This is a genomic window from Clostridium sp. UBA2485, assembly GCF_002341865.1.
Taxonomy (GTDB): Bacteria; Bacillota; Clostridia; order Clostridiales; family Clostridiaceae; genus Clostridium_J.
This window is the reverse complement of the sequence record NZ_DDOV01000013.1, coordinates 29,986-48,075: the sequence shown is the minus strand read 5'-3', so window position 1 is coordinate 48,075 and position 18,090 is coordinate 29,986. Positions and strand designations below refer to the sequence as shown.

General features: G+C 28.8%; 10 protein-coding genes and 1 riboswitch. Of the genes, 9 read left to right on the top strand and 1 reads right to left on the bottom strand.

From position 1 onward, the window contains the following. Positions 1 to 6 precede the first annotated feature (6 nt). Complete coding sequence (locus B3603_RS01850; RefSeq protein WP_291560043.1) at positions 7 to 837, top strand: ABC transporter ATP-binding protein; 831 nt, start codon at positions 7 to 9, stop codon at positions 835 to 837. Then, complete coding sequence (locus B3603_RS01845) at positions 834 to 2,558, top strand: ABC transporter ATP-binding protein (protein ID WP_291560042.1); 1,725 nt, start codon at positions 834 to 836, stop codon at positions 2,556 to 2,558. Before B3603_RS01850 ends, B3603_RS01845 begins: the two co-directional genes overlap by 4 nt. Positions 2,559 to 2,711: 153 nt before the next feature. Here the strand turns inward: B3603_RS01845 and B3603_RS01840 are convergent, their stop codons facing one another. Then, on the bottom strand, positions 2,712 to 3,092 hold the full coding sequence (locus tag B3603_RS01840; protein WP_291560039.1) for a metal-dependent transcriptional regulator: 381 nt from the start codon (positions 3,090 to 3,092) through the stop codon (positions 2,712 to 2,714). Positions 3,093 to 3,425: 333 nt separating this feature from the next. Here B3603_RS01840 and B3603_RS01835 point away from each other — a divergent pair, with 333 nt between their 5' ends. The 7 genes from B3603_RS01835 to B3603_RS01805 all read left to right on the top strand — a co-directional run. Then, positions 3,426 to 4,703, top strand: coding sequence for a DUF1963 domain-containing protein (locus tag B3603_RS01835; RefSeq protein WP_291560037.1), 1,278 nt, complete (start codon positions 3,426 to 3,428; stop codon positions 4,701 to 4,703). An 82-nt stretch (positions 4,704 to 4,785) separates the two neighbouring features. Then, positions 4,786 to 4,923, top strand: coding sequence for a hypothetical protein (locus tag B3603_RS01830; protein WP_291560034.1), 138 nt, complete (start codon positions 4,786 to 4,788; stop codon positions 4,921 to 4,923). Positions 4,924 to 5,425: 502 nt separating this feature from the next. Next, positions 5,426 to 5,527, top strand: a riboswitch (purine riboswitch). Positions 5,528 to 5,866: 339 nt separating this feature from the next. Continuing rightward, positions 5,867 to 6,568, top strand: a complete 702-nt coding sequence (locus tag B3603_RS01825) for a 4'-phosphopantetheinyl transferase family protein (RefSeq protein ID WP_291560032.1) — start codon at positions 5,867 to 5,869, stop codon at positions 6,566 to 6,568. 16 nt (positions 6,569 to 6,584) lie between these two features. Further along, positions 6,585 to 7,277, top strand: coding sequence for a thioesterase II family protein (locus B3603_RS01820; protein ID WP_291560029.1), 693 nt, complete (start codon positions 6,585 to 6,587; stop codon positions 7,275 to 7,277). A 25-nt stretch (positions 7,278 to 7,302) separates the two neighbouring features. Next, positions 7,303 to 11,787, top strand: coding sequence for an amino acid adenylation domain-containing protein (locus B3603_RS01815; RefSeq protein ID WP_291560027.1), 4,485 nt, complete (start codon positions 7,303 to 7,305; stop codon positions 11,785 to 11,787). A gap of 24 nt (positions 11,788 to 11,811) precedes the next feature. Continuing rightward, the gene (locus tag B3603_RS01810; protein ID WP_291560024.1) at positions 11,812 to 14,892 is read left to right on the top strand and encodes a cyclic peptide export ABC transporter; all 3,081 of its coding nucleotides are present in this window, start codon (positions 11,812 to 11,814) and stop codon (positions 14,890 to 14,892) included. Positions 14,893 to 14,913: 21 nt separating this feature from the next. After that, on the top strand, positions 14,914 to 18,090 hold a 3,177-nt coding region (locus B3603_RS01805; protein ID WP_291560023.1), incomplete at its 3' end, for an amino acid adenylation domain-containing protein.

The following is an 18,090-nucleotide window of genomic DNA, read 5'->3' as shown; positions in this document are numbered from 1 at the left end:
GTTTGTATGAAAACTATTGAAACTAAAAATTTATATATAGCTTATGATGATGCTCTCATTGTAAAGGAATTAAATATGCAGATACCAAAGGGAAAGATAACTTCTATTATAGGAGCAAATGGCTGCGGTAAATCAACGATTTTAAAAGCAGTTGGACGTATATTAAAGCCTAAGAAGGGTGTAGTACATCTAAGCGGGCATGATATAAGTAAATTACCTACAAAAGAAATAGCTAAAAAGATGGCCATACTTCCTCAAACTCCTACTGCACCAAGTGGACTTACTGTAGGTGAGTTAGTTGCATATGGACGTTTCCCTCATCAAAAAGGTTTTGGAAATCTAACAGAGGAAGATAAAAGAATTGTTAAATGGGCTTTAGATGCAACTAAGTTAAGTGAGTTTGAGAGAAGAGAAGTTGATTCTTTATCAGGAGGGCAAAGACAGAGGGTTTGGATTGCTATGGCTCTAGCACAGCAGACTGATTTAATTTTATTAGATGAACCTACCACTTATCTTGATCTTGCTCACCAATTAGAAGTTTTAAAGCTTTTATATGAGCTTAACCGTAATCAACAGTGTACTATTGTTATGGTACTTCATGATTTAAATCTTGCTGCAAGATTTTCTGATTATATTATTGCTATTCAAAAAGGCGCTATCATAAAACATGGAACTCCTGAGGAAGTTATGACTCCAGAGGTCCTTAGAAAAACCTTCAATATCAATGCTGATGTTGTTATTGAACCTAAGAGTAATCGTCCAGTATGTATTACCTATGATATTGTAGATAAAAATGAGGATGTAGAGTTGAAGGAAAAGGAGGCAGTGGGCATATGAAAACTACCTTACGTATTTTTATGGGAGCCAGAAAATATTGGATTTATTTAATATTAGCATTAATAGCCGTTATTATTTCTACCATAGCAGGATTTTATAATCCATGGGCCCTAAGAGAACTTACAAGTATAGCAACAGAAGGAAGCGGTGATTTTGGAGCTCAATCTTTACGAATAGGATTGATGCTTTTAGTTGCAACTGTACTTCAATCAGCTGGAAGTTCTATTTCAGGATATTTAAACCACCATGCAGCTTTACATTATGTTGCAGATATGAGAACAGAGCTTTACTCTAAGCTTCAACATATGGGACTTAAGTATTTTAATAAAAGCCGTACAGGAGATTTAACTAGCAGAGTTATTAATGACGTTATGGAAGTAGAGATTCTTTTAGCTCACGTAATTCCTGATTTTGTTGTTAATATATTGACTTTTTTAGGTGTTGGGATATTATTATTTTCTATTAATGTAAAGTTGGCTTTTTTAAGTCTTATTACTATTCCTTTTCTTATTATGATTACTCTTTGGCAGAGTAAGCATCTTTCTCCTATATGGAAGCAGAATTCTATGGTTAGAGGAGAACTTTCTGGTACTGTTCAAGATAATTTTTCTGGAATTAAAGAAATACAGATATTCAATCAACAGGAAAGAGAAGAAAAAAGGATTAAGAATCTTTCTATAAAACATAGTAAAGCATACTTAAAGGCAAGCTTCTTTTTTGAAACCACTTTCCCGCTTCTTGCATTTTTCACCGCTTTAGGTTCTGTTATAGTTATAATATTTGGTGGATTTATGGTTTCAAGAGGAGAAATTAACATTGGAGATATTGTAGGATTTTCTATGTATCTTGGTATGTTTTATGGACCTATAAAGAGCTTTTCAAGACTTATGGAAATGTCAGGTAATGCACTTGCAGGGTGCAGGCGTGTCTTTGAGGTTATGGATGAAGTTCCAGATGTTAAAGAGAAAGTTAATGCAAAGAAAATGCCTAAGGTTAAAGGAGAAGTTGAGTTCAAAGAAGTTTCTTTCTCCTACAATGATGAGATAAACGTTTTGCAAAATGTAAATTTAAAAGTAAATCCGGGAGAAACTGTAGCTTTTGTTGGGGCAACTGGAGTTGGTAAAACCACAATAGCCAGCCTTTTAAACCGCTTTTATGATCCTCAGAATGGAAGCATTTTAATTGATGGAATAGATATTAAAGATGTAACTTTAAAGAGTCTTAGGGATAATATAAGCATGGTTTTGCAGGACACCTTTTTATTTAACGGAACAATTTATGAAAACATTGTTTATGGATGGAAAGAAGCTACTAGAGAGCAGGTTCTTGAGGCTTCAAAGGCAGCCAATGCTCATGGTTTTATTGAAAATTTAGAAAATGGTTATGATACCATAATAGGTGAGCGTGGAGTACGTCTTTCTGGAGGACAGAAACAGAGAATTTCTATAGCTAGAGCAATTCTTAGAAATTCACCTATTCTTATTTTGGATGAAGCTACATCAGCTCTTGATACAAAAACAGAGAAAGAAATCCAAGCTGCATTAGACGAAATTTCAAAAGACCGAACAACTATAGTAATTGCCCATAGATTATCAACTATCCGTAATGCAGATAAAATTGTAGTTCTAGAAGGAACAGGCATTAAAGAAACGGGAACCCATGATGAGTTGATTCGTTATGGAGGAGCTTATGCTATGCTCTATAGAAGTCAGGTATCGTAAAGATAAAAAAGAGTTCGTTGAACTCCTTTTTACAATTGAAAATTGACGATTGACAATGGACAATTATGGATATTTCTCAGCGAGTGCTGAGAAATTACTAATAGAATAAAAAACGACTTAAAATCGCAAAAGAAATTTTAAGTCGTTGTTTTTTTATTTATTCTCATGTTCCGAAAGAAATTTTTGCATAGCGTAAACAGAATCTGAACTAATAACATGTTCTATAGCACAAGCATCTTCATCTGCAATAGAACTATCTATGTTTAGAATTTTTATAAAGAAATCTTTAATAATGTGATGCTTTTTAGATGTAGATCTAGCTATTTCTAAGCCTAAAGGAGTTAAAAATATTTCCTTGTATCTTTCATTGGTTACAAGTCCCTTTTCAGCTAAAGTTACCATAGCGCTATTAGTGCTGGCTTTAGTTACTCCAAGCTTTTCTGCTATACGTGTCATTTTAACTCCTTTGCCTTCTTCTGATAACTCATAGATAGCTTCTAAATAATTTTCCATTACAAAAGTAAGTTTTTCCATACAAATCTCCTATGATTTTTAAAATTGATTTTACTTGCTCTACATTAGTAAAAAGTCTTTTAATAATAATAACACACTTTAAATGGAGTTCCAAGAATAGATACATTTGTAGGAAATCAAGAAGTTGTATTATAATAATTCCAATAGTAAAGGGTTTTGATATGAAGTTTGATTCATTAGCAAGTTATAACATAAGAGTAATATGGGGATTTGCTTTTGCATTAATGCAAACATCTTTTGAGAATAAAGGTAATCATCCTAAAATTATCATATTTGATTGAAAGTCTAAAAATATAATTATTTTAGTTATAGCATAGAAAGAGAGGAATAATTTTGAGTGAGCGTATATCTTGTAGAAGTGAAGGTTGTAAGGCAACTATTTTGCAAACAACAGCTGATAGAACCGGTGGTTATTGTATGCCATGCTATCAGAAAATAAAAAGAAAAGAGGAAGAAGAGTTTATCAAGAAAAATAGGAAAGATATCAACTTGTATGATGGTATAACTGATCCTGTTGAAATCTTAAAAATAATGCATACACCTAAGAAATATAGTCCATTAGAAAACTATGTGAAATATGAAAAAAGTATCGAAGAAATGTATACTTCTCTTTCTAAAGAAGATATAGAAAGAATGAAGGATTATGTGATAAAGCTAATTGAAAGTGAAGATATAGAGAGGGCTCAGGATATATTATTGGAAATTGTATGTTATACAAATACGGAAATTGAAGAATGTCTACAAGCATTAATAAAGAAGAATGAGTGTTATCCTGAAGTAATATTTAAAGATGCTCCAGTTGATGTTAGAGATTATTTGATAGAACAAGTTAGTAAAGGCTCAGATACCTTAAGCTTAAATCATATGTTAAGTGCTTTAGCTTGGATTGGTGATGAAAGAGTTGTACATTTATTTCATGAATGGAAGAAGAATACCCCTAAATGGAGAAATAAACTTTATGTTCCACCAGAAGAATATTCTTTAGAAGCTGGATGGGAGTTAACAGAAGGTGGAGAGAGAAGAAATTTGTTTTATAGAGATTGTTATGCTATTGAAAAGAAAAATGCTGCTGAAGATGAACCTATATTATTTTTACAGACACAAAATAAAAAGTGTGAATGGTGTGAAGGAGATTTAGTAAATCTATTTAGTTTCGATCTAACGAACTCCCTATTTCAGTTTATGAATCTAAATGGTGAGAGATTGAATATAGCAACTTGCCATGTATGTAACTGCTATGGAGCTATATATACTGATATTGATACTAGTGGTGCTGTACATTGGAGTAAATTAAATATTAAACCGCAATATTTATGCGATGCAAATGATGAGGAAGCTATAACTCCTAAAGGGTCAATACGCATGTCAAGGATAAAGAGAAACTGTTATCATGCAGCAAGTCAATTTTTAGAAACTACATTTTCACAAATCGGAGGGCATCCCACCTGGATACAAGATGCAGAATATCCCAAGTGTTCAAAATGCTCAAAGCATATGAAATTTATAGGACAAATTGATTGGGCTGATATTGAGGAATATGGTGAAGGCATGTACTATGCTTTTATCTGCGAAGAATGTAATATAGCTGCTACAAATTATCAACAGTCTTAGAAGGTATACAAATTAGAGATGTTAGGATAGTGATAAGAAAAAGTAAGATATTTTTGTTGATATATTAGCAGACTTACAAGAAATGTCCAGAGGTAGAGAAAAACCAGTTGCATTAGAATCAAATCCCATTTCAGCAGAAGATATAGAAAAATTTATTTCAGGTGTAGAATCTAAAAATATGAAATCGGAAGTTTGGTATTGGGAAAACTTATTTGATTAATCTGCTCTCCCTAGTAATACTACTGATTTTAGAACATTCCTTCTATTGATTAACATCAAGGGCTATCCATCTCCCTCCCAAGAGGAGGGAGAATTATGCCCGTTAAGTTAAATATATTATACAATTTTAAATTAAACTTTGGTTAAAAGGAATATTTACAATAATAATCGCAAAGATATATAAATAATAGCCAAGTGGCAAAGGGAAATATTCAAACTAAAGTTAAGTTAATAGCTTATATAAAAAACATTTTTGATATAAGCAATCCTATAATTTTATATTTTGTTTGGTATTAAATTGAATTATTTTAAAATTTGAGGAAAATTTGTCTTAAATTATAATATTTTAAAATTTAAGATAAATCAAGGAAAATGATGAAAAATAGGAAATGCTAGGCATATATTAACTTTTTTGGGATATAGCAGGTATATACATAATTTTATGATTATACTATAATAAATCCGTAAATTAAATAAATTTATATATTATGAATATTTTATTAGTTAAAATATATTGTAATACTCATATATGCTTAATAATATGGTTTAAGTGTTTCTACCAGGTAACCGTAAATTACTGGACTATGAGAATTTGTAATAAGATATAAATTGCTATCATAAGAGTATGTAGTTTTATATAGATAAACAAATTCATAATTTAACTTATGAGAATTATTTTTAATAATACTTAATGTTTACAAAATATATTGAGAGTTTGCTTATCTCTTTGAGAGAAACAACTTTTTTTATTATATAAACTAAGTGTTTAATTTATTTTTCTATAATATAAATTATGTAATTTATTTGCTGTTTACTGCAATTTATAAATAAATAATCTTGTTATAAACTCCATAGTTTTCTATGGAGTTTTTTCGTGCACCGTTATAAGTAAATCATAATATTAGAAATTAATATATTTTGAAAAGTATATAGTGGGGTAATTTATGAAAATTTATGCTGTGAAAATTTCAGATATGGGTGAAGAAAAACTATATAAGTTATGCCTAATGGTTGGTTCAGAAAAGAAGTATAAGATTGAAAAATTCATTAATAAAAAAGATAAAATTAGATCATTAATTGGAGAAGTATTGATAAGAACAATAATTGCTGAAGAGTTAGACATTACCAATAAATGTTTAAAGTTTGAGAGAAATCAATATGGTAAGCTATATCTGAAAGATCATCCCCAATTTAATTTCAACATATCTCATTCTGAAGAATATGTAGTATGTGCTATTGATAACAAGCCTATAGGAATTGATGTTGAAATGATAAAACATATTGAGTACAAAGAGATAGCTAAAAGCTTTTTTACAACAGGGGAGTTTGGTTATATTGTTAATCAAGACTTGAATTTTCAATTAAATAAATTCTATGAAATATGGACTTTAAAAGAGAGTTATATTAAGTGCTGTGGACAGGGACTATCAATACCGCTAAAGTCATTCTCTATCCAAGTAGACCAAAATGAAAATATTAAAGTGATTAGCAATAATAAGTGTAAAGAATATAAATTTAAGATACTTGATATAGAGCCGGGATATAAATTAGCTGTGTGTTCATTAAATAAAGAAATTTCTAGCAACATAACGATAGTAGATCAGAACAGTTTAATTAATCAATATTTTAGATTTAATATGCAGTAAGTAGGGGGAGAGTTCAATGAAGTTATTTTGTTTACCTTATGCAGAAGGAGCAGAGGCTATATATTATAAATGGAAAAAACATTTAAACTCTTCCATACAGTTAGAACCAATAGAGCTTAAAGCAAGAGGAAAGAGATTTAATGAAAGTTTTTATGAAACTTTAGAAGAAGCTGTTGAAGATATATTTCAAATCATTAAAGATAAGATAGTACATGATGAATATGCTATTTATGGGCATAGTATGGGAAGTCTTTTAGCGTATGAATTATATTATAAGATAGCTAGTAAAGATCTTAAGATACCTAAACACATATTTTTTTCAGGATACAAATCACCAGATATTAAAAGCCAAGAAAAGCATATACATCTGCTTCCAGATGAAGAATTTATAAGAGAGGTTATTGGTTTAGGAGGAACGTCAGAGGAATTACTAGATAATAAAGAGTTGCTTGAGCTATTTATTCCAATTCTTCGAAGTGATTTTAGAGTGCTAGAGAATTATGTATATATAAATAGAGAAGATAAAATACAATGTGATATTTCTGTTTTAAGCGGAAAAGAGGATGACATAACTCAAGAAGAAATACTAGCATGGAAAAATCATGGAGATAAAGAATTTAAGGTTCATAACGTTGAAGGAGGGCACTTTTTTATAAATACTAATAGTGAAATCATAACTGATATTATAAATAAAACATTAGCTCAGTAACAAAATATATTAAAGGGGAATGAAGATGGATAACGATGAGAGGGTTTATTGCAAATTAACACATCCACAAAAAAGAATATGGTATATAGATAAGATAAATATAAATTCACCATTACATAATATTGGTGGATGTTTAGAAATAGATGAAGCTATAGATGTTGAAGTTATGATAAAGACTATAAATATTGTAATAAATAATAATGAAGGATTAAGATTAAGGTTTTCACAGAAGGAAGATAAACCAATTCAATATGTCCAAGAATTTCAAAATGAAAATATAGATTTTTTAGATTTTAGTAACCATAAAAATCCTATAAAAGAATTAGAAAAATGGTCAGAAGAGCTATTTAAAAGAAACTTCAATATAGAAGATAATAAGTTATATTATTTTGGAATATATAAAATAAGCGAGAAAGAGTATGGTGTATTACTAAATATTCATCATATTATATCTGATGGATGGTCTATTACTCTTATACAAAAACAGATATGTAAAATATATGGAATGCTAATAAACAAAGAAAAAATTAGTATAGATGAAAGTTTCTCTTATTTAGATTTTATAAAAGAAGAAGAAGAGTATTTAAATTCAGAAAGATTTATTAAAAACAAAAGTTTCTGGAAAGATAAATTTTCAGATGCACCTGAAGATTTTTTATATAAAACATCTAATAGTTTAGAGGGAAAAAGACAATGCTTTAACATTGATAATGAGTTATCAAATAAAATAAAAATGTTTGCTGATGAGAAAAAGTGCTCTCTAAATACTTTTTTTATAGCAGTGTTGCTTATATATATAAATAAAATTACATATAAAAAGGATTTAGTAATAGGAACTCCAGTATTTAATAGAGCTGGTAAAGTACAAAAAGAAATGGTTGGTATGTTTACAAGTACAGTACCATTTAGGTTTAAGCTAGATACTGAGCTAAAAGTAGAAAATTTAATAAAATTGGTTAATAAGGAGTTAAAGCTTTGCTTTTTAAATCAAAAATACCCATATGATCTTTTAGTTAAGGATTTAGAGTTGGGGAAAATTGGCTATGATAGTTTATTTAAAATGTGTGTAAATTACTATAACTCAAAATATGATAGCAATATTAATGGAATGAATGTAGAAGTCAAGGAGCATTATTGTGGAAACCAAAGTTACTCACTACAACTAACAGTTAAGGAGTGGGAAGAGAGCAAAATAACACTAAACTTTGATTACAAAACGCTGGAGTATTCAGATAAACAAATTGAAATAATGTATGAATCTATGATCAATATAGTTAAACAAGTAGTAGCAAATGAAAATATTACAATAAATAAAGTAAAACTTGTTAATAGGGAAGAAAATAATCATAAGGTATACTACTTAAACTCAACAGCTAGCTACTATCCAAAGAAAACAGTATGTGAACTATTTGAAGAACAAACAATAAAAGCACCTAATAAGATTGCTTTAAAGTTTAAAGAAAAGTCATTAACATATAAAGAACTTAATGAAAAATCAAACCAACTAGCAAATTACTTAAGAGAAAAGGGAATAGATAGGAAAGCAATTGTAGCAATTATGGAGACACATTCAATAGAACTTATGGTCAGTATTTTAGGAGTTCTGAAGATTGGAGCATCATATTTACCTATTGATCCTAGCTATCCTCTAGAAAGAATAAATTATATGCTTGAAGATTCAAAAAGCACTATTTTACTAACAAATTTCAAAATAGTAGAGGAGCTTCAAGCTAAGGTAAATACAATTAACATAAGAGAGTTGAATTTAGATAGGTACAATAAAAATAATTTAATTAAAACTAATAATTTAAATGATTTAGTTTATATTATTTATACATCAGGGTCTACAGGCAAACCAAAAGGTGTAATGCTTGAGCATCAAGGTCTTACAAACTATATATGGTGGGCTAACAAAATGTATTTAAAAGGTGAAGATGAAGTTATGGCTCTATACTCTTCAATATCTTTTGATTTAACAATAACTTCTATATTCACACCATTAATTTCTGGTAATAAGATAATAATTTATGACAGTGATGAAACAGAATTTGTTCTATATAAAATATTGAGAGAAAATAGAGCAACTGTAGTAAAGCTTACACCTGCACATTTAACTTTATTAAAGGATATGAATAATACTCACTCTAATATAAAGAGATTTGTTGTAGGTGGAGAAGACTTAAAGGTGGCTTTAGCAAAAGATGTTTACAATAGCTTTGGCAAAAATATAGAGATACTTAATGAATATGGGCCAACGGAAACAGTTGTTGGATGTATGATATATAAATATGATGAGGAAAAAGATAAGAGAGTATCTGTACCAATAGGTTACCCTGCTGATAATGTGCAAACTTATATATTAGATAATGAACTAAATACTGTTCCAACAAGCGTTGTAGGGGAGCTGTATATTTCTGGTGATGGAGTTGCTAGAGGATATTTAAATAGAGAAGAGTTAACCAATGAGAGATTTATTGAAAATCCATTTATTAAGGGAAAAAGAATGTACAAAACTGGTGATACTGCAAGGTATTTAGAAAATGGAGCTATTGAGTATGTAGGGAGAATTGATAATCAAGTAAAAATAAGAGGGCACAGAATTGAAATCGGTGAGATAGAGAGATATTTACTAGAAAATGAATTTGTTAAAGATGTAGTTGTTGCGTTAAAAGAAGACTCATCAGGAAATAAATTATTAAATGCATATATAGTCACTAAAAAAGAAATATCAGATACCGAATTAAAACAGGAGCTTTTAAAGTTCTTACCTAAATATATGATTCCAAACAACTTTGTGTATATAGACAAGCTACCATTAACCTTAAATGGAAAGGTAAACTATGATTTACTTCCGGAACCAGAAATAGCTAAGAAAGAGTTTATTAAATATACAACCTTAGTTGAAAAAGAGTTAGTTAAAGCTATGGAAGAGATTTTAGGGGTAGAAAACATAAGCATGAATGACAACTACTATCAGCTTGGAGGAGATTCAATAAAAGCAATTCAAATTTCTTCAAAGCTTAAAAATGTGGGACTTGATATAAAAGTAAAAGACATATTGGCATATGATTCTATTGAAGAGATAGCTGCGTCAATAGAAGAAAGTAAAGTTGATATGACTATAAGTCAAGAGAAAAAAGAAGGAATTATTGAGAAAACACCTATTATAGAGTGGTTTTTTAATCAAGATTTTAAGAATCAAAATGTATACAATCAATATGTATTACTGGAATACAATGAAAAGTTAGATATTAGTAAAGTTGTAGGTGCTGTAGATAAATTAACAGAATATCATGATGGATTAAGAATTAATTATGATAGAAAGAATAATAAATTATATTACAATAATGGGCATTTAAATAAGACTTCAGCCATTCAATATTTTGATTTATCCCAATATTCATACGAAGAGCAGAGTAGAAGTATAAAAAAATTAATAGATGAAGCTGGTGTTAATTTTGATATAGAAAATAGTCTTTTATTTAATGTAACTATAATCAATTTAGGTGAGGAAACACAAGCTATATTATTTACATCTCACCATTTAATAGTGGATGGAATTTCATGGAGAGTAATATTAAATGATTTTATAACCTTAATAGAGCAAATGAATGATGAAGTAGAAGTTAAACTGCCTATGAAAACTCATTCATTCAAAGATTGGGCAAAAGCTTTGAATGATTATAGTAAAAAAGATTTTAGTGAAGAAAAAAACTATTGGCAAGGGATATTAAATAAAGAGGTGAACTTTCCGGTAGATTATATTGAAGGAAAAGACAGAGTAAAAACATCTAATATATTAAGCATAGAATTAGACGAAGAAACATTAGTAGACTTAACAAAAAAGACAAATGAAATTTATAATATGGAACTTAATGAAGCTTTAACAATTGCATTAGTGTTTGTAATTAATGATTTAACTAAGAAAGATGAAGTAATAATTGAACTTGAAAGGCATGGAAGGGAAGCAATAAATGAATGTATTGATGTATCTAGAACCGTTGGATGGTTTACAAGCATGTGTCCTGTATATTTTAAAGTAGAACATGAAGATAGAGCAAATAATATTAAATCTCTAAAAGAGCAATTAAGAAAAATACCTAATAAGGGCTTTAATTATGGCATTCTTAACTTCTTAAATAAGGAATTTAAAGAACAAGCAAATAAATATATAAGATTTAATTATCTTGGAGACTTTGACAATATAGTAAATAAAGAAAAGATAAACTTATCAAATATAGAATTTGGGTTGAACAGTGATGAAGATAACTCATTAACAGCACTAATAGATATAGCTGCTATGATAGTGAATAAAAAGTTAAAGATAACTGCTGAATATAGCAGAAACAGATTTAATGATGAAACAGTACAAAAGTTTATTGAAAGCTATATAGATACATTGAAGTTAATTCTAGATCAATGCTTTAACAAGGAATCCAAGGAATTTACTCCATCAGATTTTGATGATGTAGAAATTTCACAAGAAGATTTAGATTCATTGTTTGATTAGAAGTTACGCAAGGAGTAAATTGTTATGAAAAAACAAAGTAGATTTTTGATTATACTTAGTGTTTTTCTAAGTATAGTTTTATTGCCACCTAAAGGATATGCCTTAAATAATGAATCTGAGGAGATAAATTATTTATCTAATGATGAAAATTTAAAAATAGAAAAATTTATAAAAGAAAATATGGATAAGGGTAAGATTACAGGACTTTCTGTCACCATAGTTAAAGAGGATAAAACTATTTACCGTAAGGGCTTTGGATATTCAGATATAGAGTCACAAAAAGCTGTTGAGTCAAAAGATTTGTTTGAAATTGGATCTAATAGTAAAGCTTTCACAGCATTAGGAATTCTTAATTTACAAAAAAGCGGGCAAATTAAGCTTGAAAATGAAGTAACTAAGTATATACCTTGGTTAAAGGTTAATTATAAAGGTAAGGAAGCCCCAATAACAATAGAGCAATTATTATATCAAACAAGTGGAATACCTTTTAAAACTATAGATAACATACCAGTTTCTAATGAGGATAATGCACTTGAAGAGACAGTTAAAACTCTGATTAACATAGAATTAGACAGTGAACCAGGTAAAAAATTTCAGTATGCAACCATAAATTATGATGTTTTGGGGCTAATAATTGAAAAAGTAACAGGAAATTCTTATGAAAGCTATATCGAAGAAAATGTAATAAAACCAATGGGTCTCAATAATACTTATCTTTATAAAAATGAAGTTGTCAATGAACATATGGCTAAAGGATATAAAATTAACTTTTTAAAACCCCAGCCTTATGAAGCACCAGTATATAGAGGAAACAAACCAGCTGGATATATCATATCTAGTTCCGAGGATATGGCAAAATGGCTTAAGATTCAGATGGGAACTTTAAGCGATTCAAAATTTGACAATGAAATAATTGAGCAGTCACACGAAGCTAATCGTAGAGTTCCACCAGAGGGAGATGGATCATCGTATGCAAGTGGATGGTTTGTCTATCAAAAAGCAGGGGGGGAAATTTCCCATGGAGGAAACAATCCTAATTACTCTTCATTTATAGTGTTTAAGCCAGAAGATAAGATAGGGGTTGCAGTGCTTTGTAATATGAATTCAGATTATGTTAAAAAAATAGGACAAGGCATTAATGAGATATTACAAGGAGAAACTTATAATAAGGATTTAAAAGATATAAATAGAAGTGCAGACAAAATTTCTATTTTAATCATAGCTACTTGTAGCTTGATAATTCTTACTACACTATTCTTCATAGTTCAGGGGTTAAAGGAAGTAGTAGAAAAAGAAAGAATTTTAAAGAAAAAAGGAGTAAAAAGTATTTTAAGACTTATTTTTTCCTTAATTTTTATGTTAGGGCTAAGCTACTCAATATATTTAATTCCTTATATTTTATATCACGGACTATCATGGCAGTTTGTTTTTGTATGGTTACCAAAAGTTGTAAAAATTGCGGTTTATTTTATGTGTGTAAGTATATGGACAATATATATATATTCAATATTTATAAGCTTTTATAAAAAAAGTGGAGATAAGTCTATATTAATATTAGCAATATTAAGTATAGCTAGTGGATTTGGTAATGCTCTTATTATTTTTACTATAAATATGGCTATAAATAGTGAAAGTTATATGAAAATTAAATTATTAGTGTATTTTATTCTTGGAATAATACTTTACGTTTATGGTCAAAAAATTGTAAGAAGAAAGCTAATAGAAGTAACAAATGGAATAGTTTATGCAAAACGTATGGAAGTTGTTAATAGTATATTAAAAGCTCCATATAAAAGATTTGAAGAGATTCAAAAAGGACGAATTGAATCTACACTAAATAATGATACAGAAACTATAAGTAGGTTTGCTAACATTTTGATCAATGGAATAACAAGTGCAGTAACACTTATTTGTTGCTTTATGTACTTAGGCTTTATAAATATTTATGCTTTGTTACTCTCAATAACCATAATGTTACTAATAGCGAGTATTTATTATTTAGTTGGTAGATATGCCAAGAGAATTGGAGAAGAATCAAGGGATCTTCAAAATATATTTTTTAAGTTTATAAATGATTTGATTGGTGGCTTCAAAGAGTTAAGCTTAAATGAAAAAAAGAAAAATGAATTTAAAAAAGACATGGAAAAAAGTTGTGATAAATACAGGATGAAAAGAGGAAAGTCAGCATTAGCTTTTGCAAATATGTTTGTAATAGGAGAATTATTATTTACACTTGCAATTGGAACTATAGCAATCATATTTCCTTTAATCTTAAAAAACTTAGAAACTGTAAATGTAACAAGCTATGTTTTTATACTACTTTATATGACAGGGCCTGTTCATGGAATATTAGATGCTATACCAAATGTTATTGAAGTTAGAATAAGTGTAAAAAGAATCAATAGCTTATTAGAGGAAATAGTTAGTTCACAAGATGAGAATTCTAATAATGTAGAAGTTAACGAAAAGAGAAATATTAATTTAAATTTAAATGAAATAGAGTATGTCTATGATAAAAATGATGAAAGAAGCTTTAGGGTAGGTCCTATTAGTTATGAATTTAATTCAGGAGAGATAATATTTATAACAGGTGGAAATGGCAGTGGAAAATCAACACTAGCTAAATTGATAACAGGACTTTATAAATCGTATAAGGGAGAGATAACTTTAAATGATATTAAAGTAACACAAAAGATGCTAAGTGAAAACTACTCTACAGTTTTTGGAGATTTCTATTTATTTGATAAGCTTTATGGAATTGACTATAGAGATAAAGAAGAAGAAATTAAAAAATATTTAGAGGTACTTCAACTTGATAAGAAGGTTGAGATAAAGGATGGAAAATTTAGTACAACAAAATTATCAACAGGGCAAAAGAAGAGATTAGCACTACTAGTAGCCTATTTAGAAGATAGACCAATCTATTTATTTGATGAATGGGCAGCAGATCAAGATCCTGAGTTTAAAATGTTTTTCTATGATACTCTATTACCAGAACTTAAAGAAAGAGAAAAGTGTGTAATAGCTGTAACTCATGATGATAGATATTTCAACATTGCAGATAAGATTATAAAAATGGAGTTTGGAAGGATAAGCAAAATATAAATATTGTAGTGAGGTGATATTGTGGGGCTAGATAATAAGTTAGATAAAAATAATATAGAGAATTTCATGTCCTTAACTAGTTTACAACAAGGTATGCTATTTTATTATATTAGTGATGATAAAAGTAGCATGTATCATGAACAGTTAAATCTAACTATTAAAGGGGACATAAAACTAGATTTACTACAAAAATCATGGAATTTTGTTATAGCGAATAATGAAATGCTAAGAACAATTTTTAGATGGAAAGGAATAGAGAAGTCAATACAAGTTGTTCTTAAAAATCATGAAGTTCCAATTAAGTATATGGATTTTGCAAATGAAGTAGACAAAGAGAGTTTAATAAAAGAAATTAAATTAAAAGATTTAAACAATAAGTTAGATATAACTAGAGAAACTTTAAGAATTTACTTATGTAAGCTAGATGAAGATACACATAAGATGATCATAAGTAACCATCATATTTTATATGATGGTTGGAGCAACGGAATAATTTTAAGAGAGCTTATGGAAGTATATAGTTGTCTATATAAGAGTAAAGATCCCCAAAAGACTAACAAAACAAAGTTTAGTCAATTTATTAAGTATATAAATAGTATTAATAAAGATGAAGAAAGAAAATATTGGACAAACTATCTAGCGAATTTAGAAGGCAAAGATGACTACTTTAATTGTAAAGAAGTAGGTGTTCATAAAGAAATATCATATAAGATAGATAGTCATAAGATAAATAAAATCAAAGACTTTTCAAAGGAGAATAAGGTTTTATTATCATCAATATTATATGGTGCATGGGGAATACTACTTCAAAAGTTTAATAATTCAAATGAGGTTTTATTTGGAACAACAGTATCAGGAAGACCAGAAAATATAAATTCTATAGATAAAATGGTAGGCCTATTCATAAATACTATTCCATTAAGGGTAAAATTAGATAGTGAAACTACACTAATAAAGTTAGTTCATGATTTAGATGAAAATCTTAATGAAAGAAGAACTTATGAGAATACATCATTAATTGACATAAAAGAATATTGCGGATTAAAAGCTAATGAAGATATTTTTAATTCAATAGTTACTATTGAAAATTATCCATTAGATTTAAATGCAAATAGAGAGAATGTGTTGTCAGTAAAAGACTTTTCAATTGTAGAGCAAACAAATTATAACATGGCTTTAGAAATATTAACTTTTGATGGAATTGAGTTCAAGTTTAATTTTAATAGTTTATCAATAGATGAGTGTGTTGTTAAAAAGTTAGGAATGTATTTAGAAAGAATTATAGATAATTTATTGAATAATCCAAACATTTTAATAGAAGAAATAGATTTGCTACCTAAAGAAGAAAAAAATCAAATACTGCATGAGTTCAATGATACAAAAGTAAATTATCCAAAGGATAAGACAATACATGAGTTATTTGAAGCTCAGGTAGAAAGAACACCAGATAATATTGCAGTAATGTTTGAAGATAAGAAGTTAACTTATAAAGAGTTAAACGAAATGTCAGATAGTCTTGCTAGAATACTAAGAGATAAAGGTGTTAAGGTTGATTCAATAGTAGGAGTAATGGTAGAAAGATCTCTAGAGATGATAGTAGGAATAATGGGAATCTTAAAAGCTGGGGGAGCCTACTTACCAATAGATCCTGGCTATCCTAAGGAAAGAATAGAATATATGCTAAAGGATAGTAAAAGTAAGATATTATTAAGCAAAAATGCTTTAGTAGAAAGCATAGAGTTTCATGGTGAATTTATTGATTTATTTGATGAAAATCTATTTAAAAATGACTCAAGTAAACTAGAGCAGTTAAGCAAATCAAGTAATTTAGCATATGTAATTTATACTTCAGGAACCACAGGAAAACCTAAAGGAGCAATGATTGAACATAGATCATTAGTAAATAGATTAAATTGGATGCAAAAGAAATATCCAATAGGTGAAAAAGATACTATCCTACAAAAAACAACTTACACTTTTGATGTTTCTGTATGGGAGATTTTATGGTGGTCATTAGTAGGAGCAAAGGTATGTATGCTTACCCCTAATGCTGAAAAAGATCCTATGAAAATAATAGAAACAATAGATAAGTATGAAGTAACAACAATGCATTTTGTACCTTCTATGTTGGATGTTTTCTTATACTATGTAGAAGAAAACAGGAATAATATAAACTTATCAAGTTTAAGACAGGTATTTTCTAGTGGAGAAGCATTAAACTTTAAGCAAGTATCAAAATTCTACAAAGAATTTGAAAGTGGTAAAAGCCTTATAAATTTATATGGTCCAACGGAAGCTACTATAGATGTATCTTATTTTGATTGCGCTAATGAAGACAGAAGAGTAATACCAATAGGAAAACCTATAGATAATACAGAGCTATACGTTCTAAATAATAACAATATTATACCAATAGGGGTGGTAGGGGAATTATATATATCTGGAGATGGATTAGCAAGAGGGTATGTAAATAGACCAGAATTAACAGCTGAAAAGTTTGTAAATAATCCATTTAAGCCTGGCGCAAAGATGTACAAAACAGGAGATTTAGCTAGATGGTTGCTTGATGGGAATATAGAATTTCTAGGAAGAATAGATAATCAAGTTAAGATAAGAGGATTTAGAATAGAACTTGGTGAGATTGAAAATAGATTATTGCATCATGAAAGCATCAAAGAATCAGCAGTTTTAGTTAAGGAAAACAAGGACGGAGAAAAATATATTTGTACATATGTTGTAAGTAAAGAAAATCTTGAGAATTTAAACATAAAGAGTTTTTTAAGGGAAACATTACCAGAATATATGGTTCCAGCTTACTTTGTACAATTAGAGAAGATGCCACTAACAGCTAATGGAAAGCTTAATAGAAGAGCACTTCCTGAACCAAATTTAGATATAACTTTAACTGAATATGAAGCTCCAAGAGATGAAATCGAAGAAACTTTAGTGAAAGTATGGAGTGAAGTATTAGGTATTGAAAAAGTAGGTATAAATGACAATTTCTTTGATCTTGGAGGGCATTCTTTAAAAGCTACTGTGCTTATGTCTAAAATTCATAAAGAATTAAATAAAGAAGTTCCTTTAAAAGAGCTATTTAAGACACCAACGATAAAGGAATTAAGCAAGCATATTAGGAATACAGAAGATAATCTTTATTCAAAGATAGAGAAAGTAGGAGAAAAAGAATACTATGAAGCA

Coding starts and splice junctions, on each gene's coding strand:
- B3603_RS01810 (WP_291560024.1), top strand. CDS start 11,812: ATGAAAAAACAAAGTAGATTTTTGATTATACTTAGTGTTTTTCTAAGT.
- B3603_RS01830 (WP_291560034.1), top strand. CDS start 4,786: ATGTCCAGAGGTAGAGAAAAACCAGTTGCATTAGAATCAAATCCCATT.
- B3603_RS01815 (WP_291560027.1), top strand. CDS start 7,303: ATGGATAACGATGAGAGGGTTTATTGCAAATTAACACATCCACAAAAA.
- B3603_RS01825 (WP_291560032.1), top strand. CDS start 5,867: ATGAAAATTTATGCTGTGAAAATTTCAGATATGGGTGAAGAAAAACTA.
- B3603_RS01845 (WP_291560042.1), top strand. CDS start 834: ATGAAAACTACCTTACGTATTTTTATGGGAGCCAGAAAATATTGGATT.
- B3603_RS01850 (WP_291560043.1), top strand. CDS start 7: ATGAAAACTATTGAAACTAAAAATTTATATATAGCTTATGATGATGCT.
- B3603_RS01820 (WP_291560029.1), top strand. CDS start 6,585: ATGAAGTTATTTTGTTTACCTTATGCAGAAGGAGCAGAGGCTATATAT.
- B3603_RS01840 (WP_291560039.1), bottom strand. CDS start 3,092: ATGGAAAAACTTACTTTTGTAATGGAAAATTATTTAGAAGCTATCTAT.